General features: G+C 58.7%; 14 protein-coding genes, 1 pseudogene and 1 riboswitch. Of the genes and pseudogenes, 8 read left to right on the top strand and 7 right to left on the bottom strand.

Going from position 1 to position 15,298, the window contains the following annotated elements; genetic code table 11:
• Positions 1-124: 124 nt before the first annotated feature.
• From SPE70_RS07675 to SPE70_RS07665, 3 genes are read left to right on the top strand one after another with little or no spacing between them, the layout of a single operon-like run.
• Positions 125-886, top strand: coding sequence for an endonuclease/exonuclease/phosphatase family protein (locus SPE70_RS07675; RefSeq protein ID WP_136047444.1), 762 nt, complete (start codon positions 125-127; stop codon positions 884-886).
• On the top strand, positions 883-2,127 hold the full coding sequence (gene clsB / locus SPE70_RS07670; protein ID WP_008805753.1) for a cardiolipin synthase ClsB: 1,245 nt from the start codon (positions 883-885) through the stop codon (positions 2,125-2,127). Before SPE70_RS07675 ends, clsB begins: the two co-directional genes overlap by 4 nt.
• Entirely contained in the window at positions 2,124-3,089 is a 966-nt protein-coding gene (locus tag SPE70_RS07665; protein WP_023322254.1) for a lysylphosphatidylglycerol synthase domain-containing protein, read from the top strand. The genes clsB and SPE70_RS07665 overlap by 4 nt, the downstream gene beginning before the upstream one ends.
• A 1,035-nt stretch (positions 3,090-4,124) precedes the next feature.
• Here the strand turns inward: SPE70_RS07665 and SPE70_RS07660 are convergent.
• From SPE70_RS07660 to moaA, 6 genes are all read right to left on the bottom strand, one after another.
• Positions 4,125-4,829 carry a Bax inhibitor-1/YccA family protein gene (locus SPE70_RS07660; RefSeq protein ID WP_004142079.1) on the bottom strand — a complete coding sequence of 235 codons (705 nt, stop codon included), beginning with the start codon at positions 4,827-4,829 and terminating at the stop codon, positions 4,125-4,127.
• A gap of 45 nt (positions 4,830-4,874) precedes the next feature.
• A complete protein-coding gene (moaE, locus tag SPE70_RS07655; RefSeq protein WP_064170525.1) occupies positions 4,875-5,327 on the bottom strand; it encodes a molybdopterin synthase catalytic subunit MoaE in 453 nt (150 codons plus the stop codon).
• Position 5,328: 1 nt separating this feature from the next.
• On the bottom strand, positions 5,329-5,577 hold the full coding sequence (moaD, locus tag SPE70_RS07650; RefSeq protein WP_012968665.1) for a molybdopterin synthase sulfur carrier subunit: 249 nt from the start codon (positions 5,575-5,577) through the stop codon (positions 5,329-5,331).
• Positions 5,570-6,058 carry a cyclic pyranopterin monophosphate synthase MoaC gene (gene moaC, locus SPE70_RS07645; protein WP_012968666.1) on the bottom strand — a complete coding sequence of 163 codons (489 nt, stop codon included), beginning with the start codon at positions 6,056-6,058 and terminating at the stop codon, positions 5,570-5,572. Before moaC ends, moaD begins: the two co-directional genes overlap by 8 nt.
• A gap of 3 nt (positions 6,059-6,061) precedes the next feature.
• The gene (moaB, locus tag SPE70_RS07640; RefSeq protein WP_008805747.1) at positions 6,062-6,574 is read right to left on the bottom strand and encodes a molybdenum cofactor biosynthesis protein B; all 513 of its coding nucleotides are present in this window, start codon (positions 6,572-6,574) and stop codon (positions 6,062-6,064) included.
• Between the two features lie 23 nt (positions 6,575-6,597).
• Positions 6,598-7,587 carry a GTP 3',8-cyclase MoaA gene (gene moaA / locus SPE70_RS07635; RefSeq protein ID WP_324726541.1) on the bottom strand — a complete coding sequence of 330 codons (990 nt, stop codon included), beginning with the start codon at positions 7,585-7,587 and terminating at the stop codon, positions 6,598-6,600.
• Positions 7,575-7,713, bottom strand: a riboswitch (molybdenum cofactor riboswitch). (Overlaps the previous gene by 13 nt.)
• 208 nt (positions 7,714-7,921) lie before the next feature.
• Here moaA and yvcK point away from each other — a divergent pair.
• The 4 genes from yvcK to pmrB all read left to right on the top strand — a co-directional run bounded on the left by yvcK (position 7,922) and on the right by pmrB (position 12,343).
• Positions 7,922-8,827 carry a uridine diphosphate-N-acetylglucosamine-binding protein YvcK gene (gene yvcK / locus SPE70_RS07630; protein ID WP_023297252.1) on the top strand — a complete coding sequence of 302 codons (906 nt, stop codon included), beginning with the start codon at positions 7,922-7,924 and terminating at the stop codon, positions 8,825-8,827.
• Positions 8,828-8,930: 103 nt separating this feature from the next.
• The gene (gene eptA, locus SPE70_RS07625; protein WP_016160525.1) at positions 8,931-10,571 is read left to right on the top strand and encodes a phosphoethanolamine transferase EptA; all 1,641 of its coding nucleotides are present in this window, start codon (positions 8,931-8,933) and stop codon (positions 10,569-10,571) included.
• Complete coding sequence (pmrA, locus tag SPE70_RS07620; RefSeq protein ID WP_008805743.1) at positions 10,571-11,242, top strand: two-component system response regulator PmrA; 672 nt, start codon at positions 10,571-10,573, stop codon at positions 11,240-11,242. The genes eptA and pmrA overlap by 1 nt, the downstream gene beginning before the upstream one ends.
• Before the next feature lie 3 nt (positions 11,243-11,245).
• Positions 11,246-12,343 (top strand): two-component system sensor histidine kinase PmrB, encoded by a 1,098-nt coding sequence (pmrB, locus tag SPE70_RS07615; protein WP_012968668.1) that lies wholly within the window; start codon positions 11,246-11,248, stop codon positions 12,341-12,343.
• Positions 12,344-12,593: 250 nt separating this feature from the next.
• Here the strand turns inward: pmrB and uvrB are convergent, their stop codons facing one another.
• Positions 12,594-14,615 (bottom strand): excinuclease ABC subunit UvrB, encoded by a 2,022-nt coding sequence (gene uvrB, locus SPE70_RS07610; protein ID WP_023297248.1) that lies wholly within the window; start codon positions 14,613-14,615, stop codon positions 12,594-12,596.
• Positions 14,616-15,026: 411 nt separating this feature from the next.
• Between uvrB and SPE70_RS07605 the strand changes: the two are divergent.
• A pseudogene (locus tag SPE70_RS07605) lies at positions 15,027-15,236 on the top strand (hypothetical protein); the annotation flags it as partial.
• Positions 15,237-15,298 lie beyond the last annotated feature (62 nt).

Below are 15,298 nucleotides of genomic sequence, written 5' to 3'. Positions count from 1 at the left end.
CTCCTGAAGGATTTTTCTCTGCTACTCAGAGTACCGCACTTTACGGAAAATTCCGTAACACCGCATCTTTTTGTGACGTCTACTACACTATTTTATTCAGGAAAGTGACATTTACTGGAGAATTATGGCTGAGCCAACGTCGGGATTTTCGTTGAACGTGCTGACAATTAACACCCATAAAGGCTTTACGGCGTTTAATCGGCGTTTTATTTTGCCCGAGTTGCGCGACGCCGTGCGCAGCGTCAGCGCGGATATTGTTTGCCTGCAGGAAGTGATGGGCGCTCACGAGGTTCACCCGCTGCGCATCGAGAACTGGCCAGATACCACCCATTATGAATTTCTCGCCGACACCATGTGGAGCGATTACGCCTACGGGCGCAACGCAGTCTATCCGGAAGGCCACCACGGCAATGCCGTACTGTCGCGCTTTCCCATTGAATACTATGAAAATCGGGATATTTCAGTCGGCAACGGCGAGAAACGCGGTCTGCTTTACTGCCGCATCGTGCCGCCAGAGAGCGGCGTGACGATCCATGTGATCTGCGTTCACCTGGGTTTACGCGCCGACCAACGGCAGGCGCAGTTGACCATGCTGGCAGAATGGGTCAATACCCTCCCCGCCGGTGAGCCGGTGGTGGTGGCCGGGGATTTTAACGACTGGCGTCAGCAGGCGAATCAGCCGTTAAAAGCGCAAGCCGGGCTGGAAGAGATCTTTACCCGCGCCCGCGGACGGCCGGCGCGTACGTTTCCGGTCAGTTTTCCGCTGCTGCGCCTCGATCGTATTTATGTCAAAAACGCCCACGCCAGCCACCCGAAGGCGCTGGCCCTCAAACAATGGCGGCATCTGTCCGATCATGCGCCCCTTAGCGTGGAGATACACTTGTGAAATGTCGTTGGCAGGAAGGCAACCGCATTACGCTACTGGAGAACGGCGACCAGTACTATCCGGCGCTGTTTGCGGCTATTGGTCGCGCCAGCCGGCGGGTGATCCTCGAATCCTTTATCTGGTTTGAAGATGAGGTGGGCTGGCGGCTGCACGCGGTGCTGCTGAAAGCCGCCCGCCGCGGTATTCAGGTGGAGGTGCTGCTTGACGGCTACGGCTCGCCGGATCTCAGCGATGAGTTTGTCGGCGAACTGACCGCCGCCGGGGTGATTTTTCGCTACTACGATCCGCGCCCTAAGCTAATGGGGATGCGCACCAACCTGTTCCGTCGGATGCACCGTAAAATCGTGGTGATTGACGACACCACCGCCTTTGTCGGCGGCATCAACTACTCCGCCGAGCATATGAGCGACTACGGCCCGGAGGCGAAACAGGATTATGCGGTGCAGGTCGAGGGGCCGGTGGTGCTTGATATTCTCCAGTTCGAGCTGGAGAACCTGCCCAACAGCGAAACCGCCCGCCGCTGGTGGCGCCGCCGTCGCCACCAGCCAGAGATCAACCAGACTCCCGGCGAGGCGCAGGCGCTGTTCATCTGGCGCGACAACCAGGATCACCGCGACGATATCGAACGCCACTACCTGAAGATGCTCACCAGCGCCCGCCGGGAGGTGATCATTGCCAACGCCTATTTCTTTCCCGGCTACCGCCTGCTGCATGCGATGCGCAACGCTGCGCGACGCGGCGTGCGGGTCAAGCTGATCGTCCAGGGCGAGCCGGATATTCCGATTGTGAAGTTTGGCGCCCACCTGCTCTATCACTATCTCGTTAAGGGCGGGGTGCAGATCTACGAATATCGCCGCCGTCCGCTGCATGGCAAGGTCGCCCTGGCGGATGACCACTGGGCCACCGTCGGGTCGAGCAACCTGGATCCATTGAGCCTGTCGCTGAATCTGGAAGCCAATCTGATTATCCACGACCGGGTGTTTAACCAGACGCTGCGCGATAACCTTAACGGGCTTATCGCCAGGGATTGCCAGCGGATCGATAAAACGATGCTGCCGAAACGCAACTGGTGGCGGCTGGGCGTCAGCGTGATGGCCTTCCACTTTCTGCGCCACTTCCCGGCGTGGGTCGGCTGGCTACCAGCCCATACGCCGCGGCTGGCCAGGGTCAGCCCGCCGGTGCAGCCGGAGATTGAAACCCAGGATCGTGTCGACTCACAAACCAGGGATAATCCGCTATGAGCAAATCGCATCCCCGCTGGCGGATGGCGAAAAGAGTACTTACCGTGCTCTTTTTTATCGCGGTGATCGTCCTGCTGGTGATTTACGCGCAAAAAGTCGACTGGCAGGACGTGTGGAAGGTGATCCGCGGCTACGATCGGCTGGCCTTGTTTAGCGCCATTGCGCTGGTCATCGTCAGCTATCTGATCTACGGCTGCTACGATCTGCTTGGCCGGGCCTATTGTGGGCATAAGCTGGCGAAACGCCAGGTGATGCTGGTGTCGTTTATCTGCTATGCCTTTAACCTGACGCTCAGCACCTGGGTCGGCGGGATCGGCATGCGCTACCGGCTGTACTCGCGGCTGGGGCTCAACGGCGGCACCATCACCCGTATTTTTTCCTTAAGCATTACCACCAACTGGCTGGGCTATATCCTGCTCGGTGGGGTGATATTTACGGCGGATCTGGTGAAGCTGCCGCCGCACTGGTACATCAGCCAGACCACTCTGCGCATTATCGGCGGGGTGATGCTGATCCTTACGCTTTGCTATCTGTTCGGTTGCGCGTTTGCCAAACGCCGTCACCTGACGATTAAAGGCCAGCGGCTGGTGCTGCCCTCCTGGCGCTTCGCGTTGCTGCAGATGGGGATTTCGGCGGCGAACTGGATGGCGATGGGGGCGATAATCTGGCTGCTGTTGGGCAGCGAAATTAACTATTTCCTGGTATTAGGGGTGCTGCTGGTGAGCAGTATCGCCGGGGTGATCGTTCATATTCCCGCCGGGATCGGCGTGCTGGAGGCGGTGTTTATCGCCATGCTCTCCGGAGAGGAGATTTCGAAGGGCGCGATTATCGCCGCCCTGCTCGCCTGGCGCGCGCTCTATTATTTCCTGCCGCTGCTGCTGGCGACGGTGGCTTATCTGCTGCTGGAGAGTCGGGCGAAAAAGCTGCGGCAAAAGAACCAGCGTAAGCTGGCCCGCGAATGACACGGCCAGGTCGCGCTGCGCTTGCCGGGCCTGCGGGGTGTGAGCCTGTGAGAGGATCTTGTAGGCCGGGTAAGGCGCCAGCCGCCACCCGGCAACATCACGGGAACCGTGCCTGATATCTCGCCCGGCGGCGCTGCGCTTGGCAGGTCTAAACGCCAGCCGGACGGTTCCCTCTCCCTCCGGGAGAGGGACAGGGTGAGGGGAAGCACTGCGGTGTGGTTGTTTATATTATCTGTGGCTTCAGCGTAGTTTGCGCTCCCGGTTAGTCTTCTGCGTTATGTCATTCATGGCGCAGGGAGCGCACAGGGGGCGGCCAGTCGCCGCCGCCCCCTGTCCCCCCGGGCTCCGGCCAGCAAAATCGCCACTTCGTGGTGCCTTCGACTTATCCCTGCAGGCTTCGGGTCGGGCCGAGGCAGCGTCCCTGCAAAACACGGCCCTCAGCCCGCATCCATGCGGGCTGCCCCGACCTTCCGGGAACGTCTCAGCGATTTTGAGGCCGTCAGCACCGGCAGTTTCAGCAAGAAAGGTGAATAAATTAACGACAGGTCGCACGCACCGTAGGCCGGATAAGGCGCCAGCCGCCACCCGGCAACATCACGGGTACCGTGCCTGAAATCTCGCCCGGCGGCGCTGCGGCTTGCACGGGCCTACGGGGTGTGAGCCTGTGAGAGGCTCCTGTAGGCCGGGTCAGGCGCCAGCCGCCACCCGGCAGCACCACGGGTACCGTACCTGATGCCATCGCCCGGCGGCGCTGCGCTTGCACGGGCCTACGGGGTGTGAGCCTGTGAGAGGATCCTGTAGGCCGGGTAAGGCGCAGCCGCCACCCGGCAAAATCACGGGTACCGTGCCTGATGCCATCGCCCGGCGGCGCTGCGCTTGCATGGGCCTACGGGGTGTGAGCCTGTGAGAGGATCCTGTAGGCCGGGTAAGGCGCAGCCGCCACCCGGCAAAATCACGGGTACCGTGCCTGATATATCGCCCGGCGGCGCTGCGCTTGCCGGGCGTTAGGAGATGCAACCCTCTGATATTAAGAGGTTAGCGGCGGTTGCCCATAATACGCAGCAGCATCAGGAACAGGTTGATAAAGTCCAGGTACAGCGTTAAGGCCCCGAGGATCGAGTATTTACGCAGCGTAGCGCTGTCGCGGGTGTCAATCTGCTCGCCGATGTTTTTCAGCTTCTGGGTGTCATACGCCGTCAAACCGACAAACAGCACCACCCCAATGTAGGTCACCGCCCACATCAGCGCCTCGCTCTTCAGCCACAAGTTGACCAGCGATGCCAGCACGATGCCAATCAGCCCCATAAACAGCATGCTGCCGAAGCCGCTCAGATCGCGCTTCGTGGTGTAACCATACAAGCTCATCGCCCCGAACATCCCGCCGGTGACCACAAAGGTGCTGGCGATCGATGAGTAGGTATAGGCGATAAAAATGCTCGACAGCGTCAGCCCGGTCAGCGCCGAGTAGAGCATAAACAGCGTGGTGGCCATCCCGGCGCTCAGCCGCTGCACCATCCCCGACAGCACAAACACCAGCGCCAGCTGGGCAATAATCAGCCCGAAGAAAGTGATTTTGCTCGAAAAGACGAACATCATCACCGCCGGGGTATTCGCCGCAAACCACGCGATAAACGCCGTCAGCAGCAGGCCGACCGTCATCCAGCCGTATACCTGCGCCATGTAAGTCTGCAGGCCGGTACGGCCCTGCACGATTGAATCGGAACGCGGATATCTGTCCATGACTCTCTCCTGATTAACAAAGTTTCACCCTGTAAGCGTATCACACTACCAGCGCTCTGCCGCCTGACGATCGCTGTCGCGGGCGTCGACCCAGCGTTCGCCTTCCGGCGTCGCCTCACGCTTCCAGAACGGCGCGCGGGTTTTCAGGTAGTCCATAATAAACTCGCCGGCGGCGAAGGCGCTGCCGCGGTGGGCGCTGGTGACGCCGACAAACACAATCTCTTCCCCCGGCCACATTTCGCCGATGCGGTGGATAACCGTCACCCGGCCCAGCGGCCAGCGCTCGCGCGCCAGGTTGACAATTTCCGCCAGTGATTTCTCGGTCATCCCCGGATAGTGCTCGAGGGTCAGCGCTTTTACGCTGTCGCCAAGATTGTGATTGCGCACTTTACCGGTGAAGGTGACCACCGCACCGTCTTCATCGCGCTCGGCCAGCCACGGATACTCATCGCCGACGCAAAAGCGCGCCGGGCTAACCACGATACGAGTTTGCGTCATCTTAGCCCCCGGTGACCGGCGGGAAGAACGCCACTTCGTCGCCGCTGGCGACCGGATGGTCAAACGCGGTCAGCGTCTGGTTGACTGCCGCCAGCAGCTTGCCCTCTTCCAGGGCCAGCGCCCAGCGGTCGCCGCGCGCGGCAAGCTGCTGGCGCACGGCCTCGACGGTTGCCAGGTCGCGGGCGTCGAGTGTCAGGGCATCGGTGCCGACCAGTTCGCGCACCTGGGCGAAAAACAGAACCTTAATCATGGCGTTCGTCCACCTTAAAATCGCCGGACTTGCCGCCGCTTTTCGCCAGCAGGCGCACCGGGCCAATGACCATATCTTTTTGCACCGCCTTGCACATGTCGTAGATGGTCAGCGCGGCAACGGAGGCGGCGGTCAATGCTTCCATCTCAACGCCGGTTTTACCGGTCAGACGGCAAAGCGACTCAATGCGCACCCGGTTATGCTCCGGCTGCGCCTGCAGATTGACTTCCACTTTGCTCAGCATCAGCGGATGACACAGCGGGATCAGCTCCCAGGTACGTTTTGCCGCCTGGATCCCGGCGATACGCGCGGTGGCGAACACATCGCCTTTGTGGTGGCTGCCGTCGATAATCATCGCCAGCGTCGCCGCCTGCATTTCGACATAAGCCTCGGCGCGCGCTTCGCGCACCGTTTCCGCTTTGCCAGAGACATCCACCATATGGGCTTCGCCCGCGGCGTTAATATGGGTCAGTTGTGACATAGATTATTTCTTCAGGTGAGGAATGAAGTTACACGGACGGGTGCGAGCATCCAGCTGCGGGGCAATGATGTTGTCCCACGCCGTGCGGCAGGCTTTGGTCGAGCCCGGCATGGCAAAAATCAGCGTGCGGTTGGCGACGCCGGCCACGGCCCGGGACTGCAGCGTCGAGGTGCCGATCTCTTCGAACGACAGCATGCGGAACACTTCGCCAAAGCCTTCGACCTCACGGTCAAACAGCGGCAGCAGCGCTTCCGGCGCCTGGTCACCCTCGGTGAACCCGGTCCCGCCGGTGATCAGCACCACCTGCACGTCATCGCTGGCGATCCACGCCGACACCTGGGCGCGGATGGCGTAGCGGTTTTCTTTCACAATCGCCTTATCGACGACATGGTGTCCCGCCTCCTGCGCCGCCTCGCGCAGCCAGTGGCCGGAGGTATCATCCTCTTCGCCACGGCGGCTGGAAACAGTAAGAATAGCAATACGGGTCGGAATAAACTCAGCGCTAGCCTGGCTCATCTGAATGCTCCTTTCGAAAACGATTAACCGCCAATATAGGACAGGTTCTGCGTAATACCGGTGTTGCCCTGATGCAGGAAATGGGTCTGCTTTTTATGGGTCAAGGCTTCGGCTATCCGCGCTTCCAGCTCGGCCTGTTGCTCGTCCTCAGCCATCAGGTCGCGCAGGTCGACGCCGCCTTCGCCAAACAGACACAGGTGCAGTTTGCCAACGGATGAGACGCGCAGGCGGTTGCAGGTGGCGCAGAAATCTTTTTCATACGGCATGATGAGGCCGATTTCACCGGCGTAATCCGGGTGACAAAAGACCTGCGCCGGGCCATCGCTGCGCTGGCGGATCTGGTGGATCCAGCCGCGGCGCAGCAGCTCCTCGCGCAGCACCATGCCGGAAAGATGGTGACGGCGGAACAGATCGCTGCCCTCTCCGGTTTCCATCAGCTCAATAAAACGCAGCTGAATACGACGGGGTTGGATCCACGCGAGAAAGGTATCGAGCTGGTGATGATTAACATCACGCATCAGCACGGTATTGACCTTCACCTTGTCAAAGCCCGCGGCGAAAGCAGCATCAATGCCGTCCATCACCTGGTGGAACTTGTCCTGGCCGGTGATGGCCTGAAATTGACGGGCGTCGAGGCTATCAACGCTGACGTTAATCGCCGTCAGCCCGGCATCGCGCCAGCGTTCGACATCGCGCGCCAGGCGGTAACCGTTGGTGGTAACCGCAATCTGACGGATCGCCGGGTTTTCACGCACCGCGGCAATGATTTCGGTGAAGTCGCGACGCAGAGAGGGTTCCCCACCGGTGAGGCGAACTTTTTCGGTGCCCAGCGCGGAGAAAGCGCGCGTGACGCGGCGCACTTCGTCTACGCTGAGAAAGCCGTTGTTATTGACGGCGCCGGGTTTGTAGCCGTCCGGCAGGCAGTAGGTGCAACGGAAGTTGCACACATCGGTAATCGACAGACGCAGGTAAAAAAACTTACGCGCGAATGCATCGGTAAGCTGTGAGGCCATATACACCTTTCCAAATACGGGAGGCGCGGTCATTTCTTCCCACGCCCTGGCGACACCCGGAGGGGTCGCGGCCAAACCGCCATATCTTTTGACACAGGCGAAGAGGCTAGAGTGTTAACAGGTTATGCCGATAGTAGCGCGTTACGGACGGTTTCGCCATTTGCGATTTCGTTATATAACATTGTATATATCGCTACCTTCGTGCATTTTCGCTACAGAATAGCCATAAATCATTTTTTTGCCTTGATGTCGGTCAGTTTGTCGGGCTCCTCCCATCGTCTTTTAGGGGTAGATCGGGTAGTGTGTGGCCGTTTATGTGAAATAAGGAATTTCTATGCGCAATCGTACATTCGCTGACCTCGATCGGGTGGTCGCGCTCGGCGGCGGGCATGGTCTGGGCCGGGTGATGTCCTCCCTCTCCTCGCTCGGCTCGCGGCTGACCGGCATTGTCACCACCACCGACAACGGGGGCTCCACCGGGCGGATCCGCCGCTCGGAAGGCGGCATTGCCTGGGGCGATATGCGCAACTGCATCAATCAGTTAATTGCCGAGCCCAGCGTGGCGTCGGCGATGTTCGAGTATCGTTTTAGCGGTAATGGCGAACTTTCCGGGCATAACCTCGGAAATCTGATGTTAAAGGCGCTGGACCACCTGAGCGTGCGGCCTTTAGAAGCTATAAATTTAATCAGAAACCTGCTCAAAGTAGACGCGTTTCTTATCCCGATGTCGGAACAACCGGTGGATTTGATGGCGCTCGATCATGAAGGCCATGAAGTTTACGGCGAAGTGAATATCGATCAGCTCGACAACCTACCGCAGGAGCTGATGCTTACCCCACCGGTACCCGCCACTCGCGAGGCGGTGGAAGCGATCGCCGAAGCCGATCTGATCCTCATCGGCCCGGGCAGCTTTTACACCAGCCTGCTGCCGATCCTGCTGCTCGACGAGATGGCCCAGGCGCTGCGCCGCACCCCGGCGCCGATGGTGTTTATCGATAATCTGGGTAAAGAGCACAGCCCGGCGGCGAGGCTGTCGCTGGCGGAGCGCATTGCGATTATGGAGCACTACGTGGGTAAGCGGGTGGTGGATGCGGTGATCGCCGGGCCAAAAGCCGATATCCGCGGCATCAACGACCGGCTGGTGATCCAGACGCCGCTGGAGGCCAGTGACGTGCCCTATCGCCATGATCGGGCGCTGCTCCGCGGCGCGCTGGAAAAGGCGATTCAGCTTCCTGGCTGACGCTGCGCGCCGGAGGGCCAACCTTCGGTGCACCTTAAAATCTTAAGGTTGTCTTAAAATAGGGCTGGCACTATATGCTTATCTCTTTCTGTGGGTAGGTATTATGTCGTTATTGCCTCTGCGTCGGCCGCTCTTCAGCCGCACGACTTATTTGATTCTCTTTGCTTGCTATATCGGTATCTTTCTCAACCTGGCTTTTTATCGCCAGGTTTTCCCGTTACTGCCGGTAAACAGCCTGCATAACTGGCTGGTATTCCTCAGTATGCCGATCGTGGCCATTAGCGTGATGAATATCATCACCACCCTCGCCTCGTTCCTGAAGCTCGATCGGGTGGTCATCAGCCTGTTTATTCTGCTCAGCGCGTCGGCGCAGTACTTTATCTGGAACTTCGGGGTAGTGATCGACCGCAGCATGATCACCAATATCCTCGACACCACTCCGGCGGAGAGCTTTGCTCTGCTCTCCGGCGAAATGATCGCCGTACTCGGCCTCTCGGGGGTTTTAGCGGTATTCGTCGCCTGGTGGGTGAAAATCCGTAAGCCCGCCACGCGGTGGCGCGGCGCGGCGATGCGCCTGCTCAATATCGCCGTTTCGGCGCTGCTGATTATTCTGGTGGCCGCGCTGTTCTACAAAGATTACGCCTCGGTGTTCCGTAACAACAAAGAGCTGGTGAAATCCCTGAGTCCCTCCAACAGCATTGTGGCGCTGAACTCGTGGTATGCGCACAACCGCATGGACAATCTGCCGCTGGTGAAGATTGGCGAAGATGCCAGGCAGAAACCGGTGATGCATAGCGGCCCCCGCAAAAACCTGACGATTGTGGTGCTGGGCGAAACCTCGCGCGCCGGGAACTTCTCGCTGGGCGGCTACGATCGGGAGACTAACCCACGCCTGCAACGGGACGACGTGGTGTACTTCCCGAAAACCACCTCCTGCGGCACGGCAACTGCGGTTTCCGTCCCCTGTATGTTCTCCAATATGCCGCGCGCGCATTACGATGAAGAACTGGCGCACCATCAGGAAGGCGTCCTGGATATTCTGCAGCGCGCCGGTGTTCAGGTGCTGTGGAACGACAATGACGGTGGCTGTAAGGGCGCCTGTGACCGCGTACCGCACCAAAACGTCACCGATCTACACCTCAGCGGTCAGTGCATCGACGGCGAGTGCTACGATGAGGTCCTGTTCCATAATCTGGACAGTTACATCGACAACCTGAAACAGGATGGCATTATCGTACTGCATACTATCGGCAGCCACGGCCCAACCTATTACAACCGCTATCCGGCTGAATTCAAAAAATTCACCCCGACCTGCGATACCAATGAAATCCAAAGTTGTACGCAACAACAGTTGACCAATACCTACGACAACACCATTCTGTATGTCGACTATGTTGTTGATAAAGCGATAAAATTACTGCAATCCAAACAGGATAAATTTACCACTAGCCTGGTTTATTTGTCCGATCACGGCGAATCGCTGGGTGAAGATGGCGTCTATTTGCATGGTCTGCCGTACTCAATTGCGCCGGATACGCAAAAACACGTGCCCATGCTGCTGTGGCTGTCGCCGGATTACCAGCAACGTTACGGTGTCTCCAGCCAGTGTTTGCAACAACAGGCTAAGACGAAGGATTATTCACAAGATAATCTGTTCTCCACCCTGCTCGGCCTGCTCGGCGTCAGCACCCACGAGTACCAGGCAGCAGATGATATTTTAACGCCATGTAGAGAGGCTGGTTGATGAAAATCTTAGTCATTGAAGACGATGCGCTGCTGTTGCAGGGGTTGATTCTGGCGATGCAAAGTGAAGGATACGTATGCGACGGCGTCTCCACAGCGCACGAAGCGGCGCTATCGTTGGCCAGCAATCACTACAGCCTGATCGTACTCGACCTCGGCCTGCCGGATGAAGACGGTCTGCATTTTCTCACCCGTATGCGGCGGGAGAAGATGACCCAGCCGGTGCTGATCCTCACCGCCCGCGATACGCTTGAGGATCGCATTAGCGGTCTCGATACCGGCGCGGATGACTATCTGGTGAAACCCTTTGCCCTGGAAGAGCTGAATGCGCGCATTCGCGCCCTGCTCCGCCGGCATAATAACCAGGGCGATAACGAAATCAGCGTCGGCGATCTGCGCCTCAACGTCACCCGCCGCCTGGTGTGGCTGGGTGAGACGGCGCTGGAATTGACGCCAAAAGAGTATGCCCTGCTGTCGCGGCTGATGATGAAAGCCGGTAGCCCGGTGCATCGTGAGATCCTCTACAACGACATCTACAGCTGGGACAACGAGCCGGCGACCAATACCCTTGAGGTGCATATTCATAACCTGCGCGAAAAGATTGGCAAATCGCGGATCCGCACCGTCAGGGGTTTTGGCTATATGCTGGCTAACCACATCGACACGGAATAGACCATGGCTCTGTTTGCAACCGAAACCTGGACCATGCGCCACCGGCTGCTGCTGACCATTGGCGCCATCCTGGTGGTCTGCCAGCTGATCAGCGTCTTCTGGCTATGGCATGAGAGCAAAGAGCAGATCCAGTTGCTGGTGGCCAGCGCCATTGAAGGCCACAATAACCAGAAACATGTGGAGCATGAGGTACGGGAAGCGGTCGCCAGCCTGCTGGTGCCGAGCCTGTTGATCGTTGGCCTGGCGCTGTATATCAGCATGCTGGCGGTGCGCAAGATCACCCGCCCGCTCTCCCGACTGCAAAGCGAGCTGGAGAGCCGCACGCCGGACAACCTCACCCCCATCGTGCTCAGCGAATCGGTGCCCGAAGTCACGGCGGTGACCACCGCCCTGAATCAGCTGGTTTCCCGCCTCAATCTGACCCTCGACCGTGAGCGGCTGTTTACCGCCGACGTGGCGCATGAGCTACGTACCCCGCTGGCCGGCCTGCGGTTGCACCTCGAACTACTGGCGAAAGTGCACGGCGTGGGCGTCGACCCGCTGATCCAGCGCCTCGACCAGATGACCACCAGCATTTCGCAGCTGCTGCAGCTGGCGCGCGTCGGACAGTCTTTTTCCGCCGGCAGCTATCAGCAGGTGCTGCTGCTGGATGACGTGGTCAAACCGCTGCAGGATGAGCTGGAGACCATGCTGGCGCAGCGTCAGCAGCGGCTGCTGCTGACGGATGTCGAAAGCGAGGCCATCGTCTCTGGCGACGCGACGTTAATCCGTGTGATCCTGCGCAATCTGGTGGAGAATGCTCACCGCTACAGCCCGGAAGGGTCAACTATCCGCGTGTCGGTGAAAGCGGGCCTGATGCCGGTGATGGCGGTGGAAGATGAAGGCCCAGGGATTGATGAGGCGAAAAGCGGCGAACTCAGTAAAGCGTTTGTGCGCATGGACAGTCGCTACGGCGGCATAGGCCTCGGACTGAGCATCGTCACGCGCATTGCTCAGCTGCATGACGCCCAGTTCTTTTTGCATAACCGCCAGCCGGGGCCCGGCGTCCGCGCGTGGGTGTTATTCCCGCGGCGCGCGGGTCAGAACGTCAGTACCCACTGATGGAAAAAGGCAACAATAATAACCAGGGCGGTGGCGACCGCCAGATATTCACGGAAGTTGATTTTTTGCATGGGCGCTATCCTCATCATGGGGAGGTTAGTGTCGCCTGGCGAGATTAAGCAAACATTAAGAAGGCCGCAATGCGGCCTTTTTTCTTCTCAAAGGTTTGCTATCTGGTAGCGGGACAATGAGAGAAGCGTCCCGCCTTCACTACGCCCCACACGCCCACTCCGGCAGTATGCGCCGGGACTCAGGAGGCGGCGATAAACAGCTCGCGCAGCTGATGCAACTGGTCGCGAATTTGCGCCGCCTCTTCGAACTCGAGGTTCTGGGCGTGCTGCATCATCTGCCCTTCCAGCTCGTGGATCTTCTGCTGCAGCGCTTTTGGCGTCATCTCCACGGCGCTAAGCCCGGCAGGCTCAACGGTCTTCGCTTTACCGCGCCCTTTGGCTTTAGTTTTCGCCAGGCCCTGGCCCAACTGCAGGATATCCACCACTTTCTTGTTGAGGCCCTGCGGTACGATGCCATGCTCTTCGTTATAACGCTGCTGTTTCTCCCGTCGACGCTCGGTCTCGCCAATGGCTTTGGCCATGGAAGGGGTGATCTTATCGCCGTAAAGGATGGCCTTGCCGTTGATGTTTCGCGCCGCGCGGCCGATGGTCTGGATAAGCGAGCGTTCGGAGCGCAGGAAGCCCTCTTTGTCGGCATCCAGGATCGCCACCAGCGACACCTCCGGCATATCCAGCCCCTCACGCAGCAGGTTGATCCCTACCAGCACGTCAAACTCGCCAAGGCGCAGGTCGCGGATAATCTCCATGCGTTCGACGGTGTCGATATCCGAGTGCAGATAGCGCACCCGCTCGCCGTGCTCCTCAAGATACTCGGTTAAATCCTCCGCCATCCGCTTGGTGAGGGTGGTCACCAGCACGCGCTCGTTGATGGCCGTGCGCAGGCGGATCTCCGACAGCAGGTCATCGACCTGAGTGGCTACCGGCCGCACTTCGATGATCGGGTCAAGCAGACCGGTCGGCCGCACCACCTGATCCACCACTTCGCCGCCGGATTTATCCAGCTCGTAGGCGCCGGGGGTTGCCGAGACGTAGATGGTTTGCGGGGCCAGCGCTTCAAATTCTTCAAACTTCATCGGCCGGTTATCCAGCGCCGACGGCAGGCGGAAACCGTACTCCACCAGCGTCTCTTTGCGCGCCCGGTCGCCCCGGTACATACCGCCGATCTGCGGCACCGTAACGTGGGATTCGTCTATCACCAGCAGACCGTCTGCCGGCAGATAGTCAAACAGAGTGGGCGGCGGCTCGCCGGGCCCGCGACCGGAAAGGAAGCGCGAGTAGTTTTCAATGCCCGAGCAGTAGCCCAGCTCGTTCATCATTTCGAGGTCGAACTGGGTACGCTGGGTTAAGCGCTGCTCTTCCAGAAGCTTGTTGTTGGCCAGCAGAACCTTGCGCCGCTCCGCCAGCTCCAGCTTGATCTCTTCCATCGCCTGGACGATGCGTTCCCGCGGCGTCACGTAGTGGGTCTTGGGATAAATGGTGTAGCGCGGCACCGTCGATTCCACGTGGCCGGTGAGCGGGTCGAACAGCGACAGGCGCTCGACCTCTTCATCAAACAGCTCAATGCGCAGCGCGATATCGTCGGATTCCGCCGGGAAGACGTCGATCACCTCGCCGCGCACGCGAAAGGTGCCGCGCTGGAAGGCCTGATCGTTGCGGGTATACTGCAGTTCGGCCAGACGGCGCAGGATAGCGCGCTGGTCAATCAGCATCCCGACCGTCAGGTGCAGCATCATCTTCAGGTACAGGTCCGGGTCGCCGAGGCCGTAGATAGCCGAGACTGACGCCACCACCACCACGTCGCGCCGCTCGAGCAGCGCTTTGGTCGCCGACAAGCGCATCTGCTCGATATGTTCGTTTACCGAGGCGTCCTTCTCAATGAAGGTATCTGAGCTGGGGACGTAGGCTTCCGGCTGATAGTAATCGTAGTAGGAGACGAAATACTCGACGGCATTCTCCGGGAAAAACTCTTTCATCTCGCCGTAGAGCTGGGCCGCCAGGGTTTTGTTTGGCGCCAGCACCATCGTCGGCCGCTGCAGGTCGGCAATTACGTTGGCGATGGTGAAGGTTTTACCGGAGCCGGTGACCCCCAGCAGCGTTTGATGCGCGAGCCCATCCTCCAGCCCCTCTTCCAGGCGGCGGATGGCTTCCGGTTGGTCTCCGGAGGGGCGAAAGGCGGAATGCAGAACAAACGATTTACTCATTGATCAAAACCTGAAGATGGATTTAGCGGCCGGTGTTTAATTCTACCCTCCGGGCCATTTTTTGCCAACAAATTATACTGGATATTTAAACAGTGCATCACTATGATAGCGTCAGCAAACGGCTTATTTCGCCGCCATGGTGCGCATAAAACGCGCGCCGGGTGGAATAATCCTCCGGCCGGCAGGGTTATCCCCAGAAATTTTTACCTTTTAACATTTGTCAAGCGGACGGGTGAAAGTTTTATGGCAGTAGATGACGCTTTTCTTACACCCATTGATTTTATCTAACAAACTGATATTTAATGAATTTAAAGAAAAGACGCCTTTCGCGCCAATTCAGCCGCAGGCCGCGTACGCTCTAGCTTACCGCAGGTTTTCTAACTCTAATACACAAGGTTATCCACAGGAATAGTGGATAACTGTCTGCAGCCCAAGACCGCCGCCGCCCGGCGCAAATCGACTTTCGCCGTAAACCGTGCGGCGAAAAATTTTTATCGAACTATTTTTGATAACTATCCGTTTAAAGCCGCTCGATTTTTGCTGCTTTTTGCACCACCCTTTAGCGTCGGGCACCGGAAAAGTGCAGCGCCCGCGCTGACTGTGCCCGATGGTGTCGGCGTTTCGCGGTTTTTTCCGAGCGTTCTTTTTCCTGGCAAGAGTTTTGCAGCATCTTTCTGTCGCCC

Origin of the sequence: Klebsiella sp. ZJOU C1, from assembly GCF_035620215.1 — a bacterium.
Classification (GTDB): Bacteria; Pseudomonadota; Gammaproteobacteria; order Enterobacterales; family Enterobacteriaceae; genus Klebsiella; species Klebsiella variicola.
Note: the sequence above shows the minus strand (reverse complement) of the source record. Positions and strands in the feature narration are given on the sequence as shown.

Bases quoted from the DNA above. Each gene is read 5' to 3' on its own strand.
- moaC (WP_012968666.1), bottom strand. From the start codon at position 6,058: ATGTCACAACTGACCCATATTAACGCCGCGGGCGAAGCCCATATGGTG.
- SPE70_RS07665 (WP_023322254.1), top strand. From the start codon at position 2,124: ATGAGCAAATCGCATCCCCGCTGGCGGATGGCGAAAAGAGTACTTACC.
- pmrA (WP_008805743.1), top strand. From the start codon at position 10,571: ATGAAAATCTTAGTCATTGAAGACGATGCGCTGCTGTTGCAGGGGTTG.
- SPE70_RS07660 (WP_004142079.1), bottom strand. From the start codon at position 4,829: ATGGACAGATATCCGCGTTCCGATTCAATCGTGCAGGGCCGTACCGGC.
- yvcK (WP_023297252.1), top strand. From the start codon at position 7,922: ATGCGCAATCGTACATTCGCTGACCTCGATCGGGTGGTCGCGCTCGGC.
- uvrB (WP_023297248.1), bottom strand. From the start codon at position 14,615: ATGAGTAAATCGTTTGTTCTGCATTCCGCCTTTCGCCCCTCCGGAGAC.
- moaB (WP_008805747.1), bottom strand. From the start codon at position 6,574: ATGAGCCAGGCTAGCGCTGAGTTTATTCCGACCCGTATTGCTATTCTT.
- moaA (WP_324726541.1), bottom strand. From the start codon at position 7,587: ATGGCCTCACAGCTTACCGATGCATTCGCGCGTAAGTTTTTTTACCTG.
- moaE (WP_064170525.1), bottom strand. From the start codon at position 5,327: ATGACGCAAACTCGTATCGTGGTTAGCCCGGCGCGCTTTTGCGTCGGC.
- pmrB (WP_012968668.1), top strand. From the start codon at position 11,246: ATGGCTCTGTTTGCAACCGAAACCTGGACCATGCGCCACCGGCTGCTG.
- eptA (WP_016160525.1), top strand. From the start codon at position 8,931: ATGTCGTTATTGCCTCTGCGTCGGCCGCTCTTCAGCCGCACGACTTAT.
- SPE70_RS07675 (WP_136047444.1), top strand. From the start codon at position 125: ATGGCTGAGCCAACGTCGGGATTTTCGTTGAACGTGCTGACAATTAAC.
- moaD (WP_012968665.1), bottom strand. From the start codon at position 5,577: ATGATTAAGGTTCTGTTTTTCGCCCAGGTGCGCGAACTGGTCGGCACC.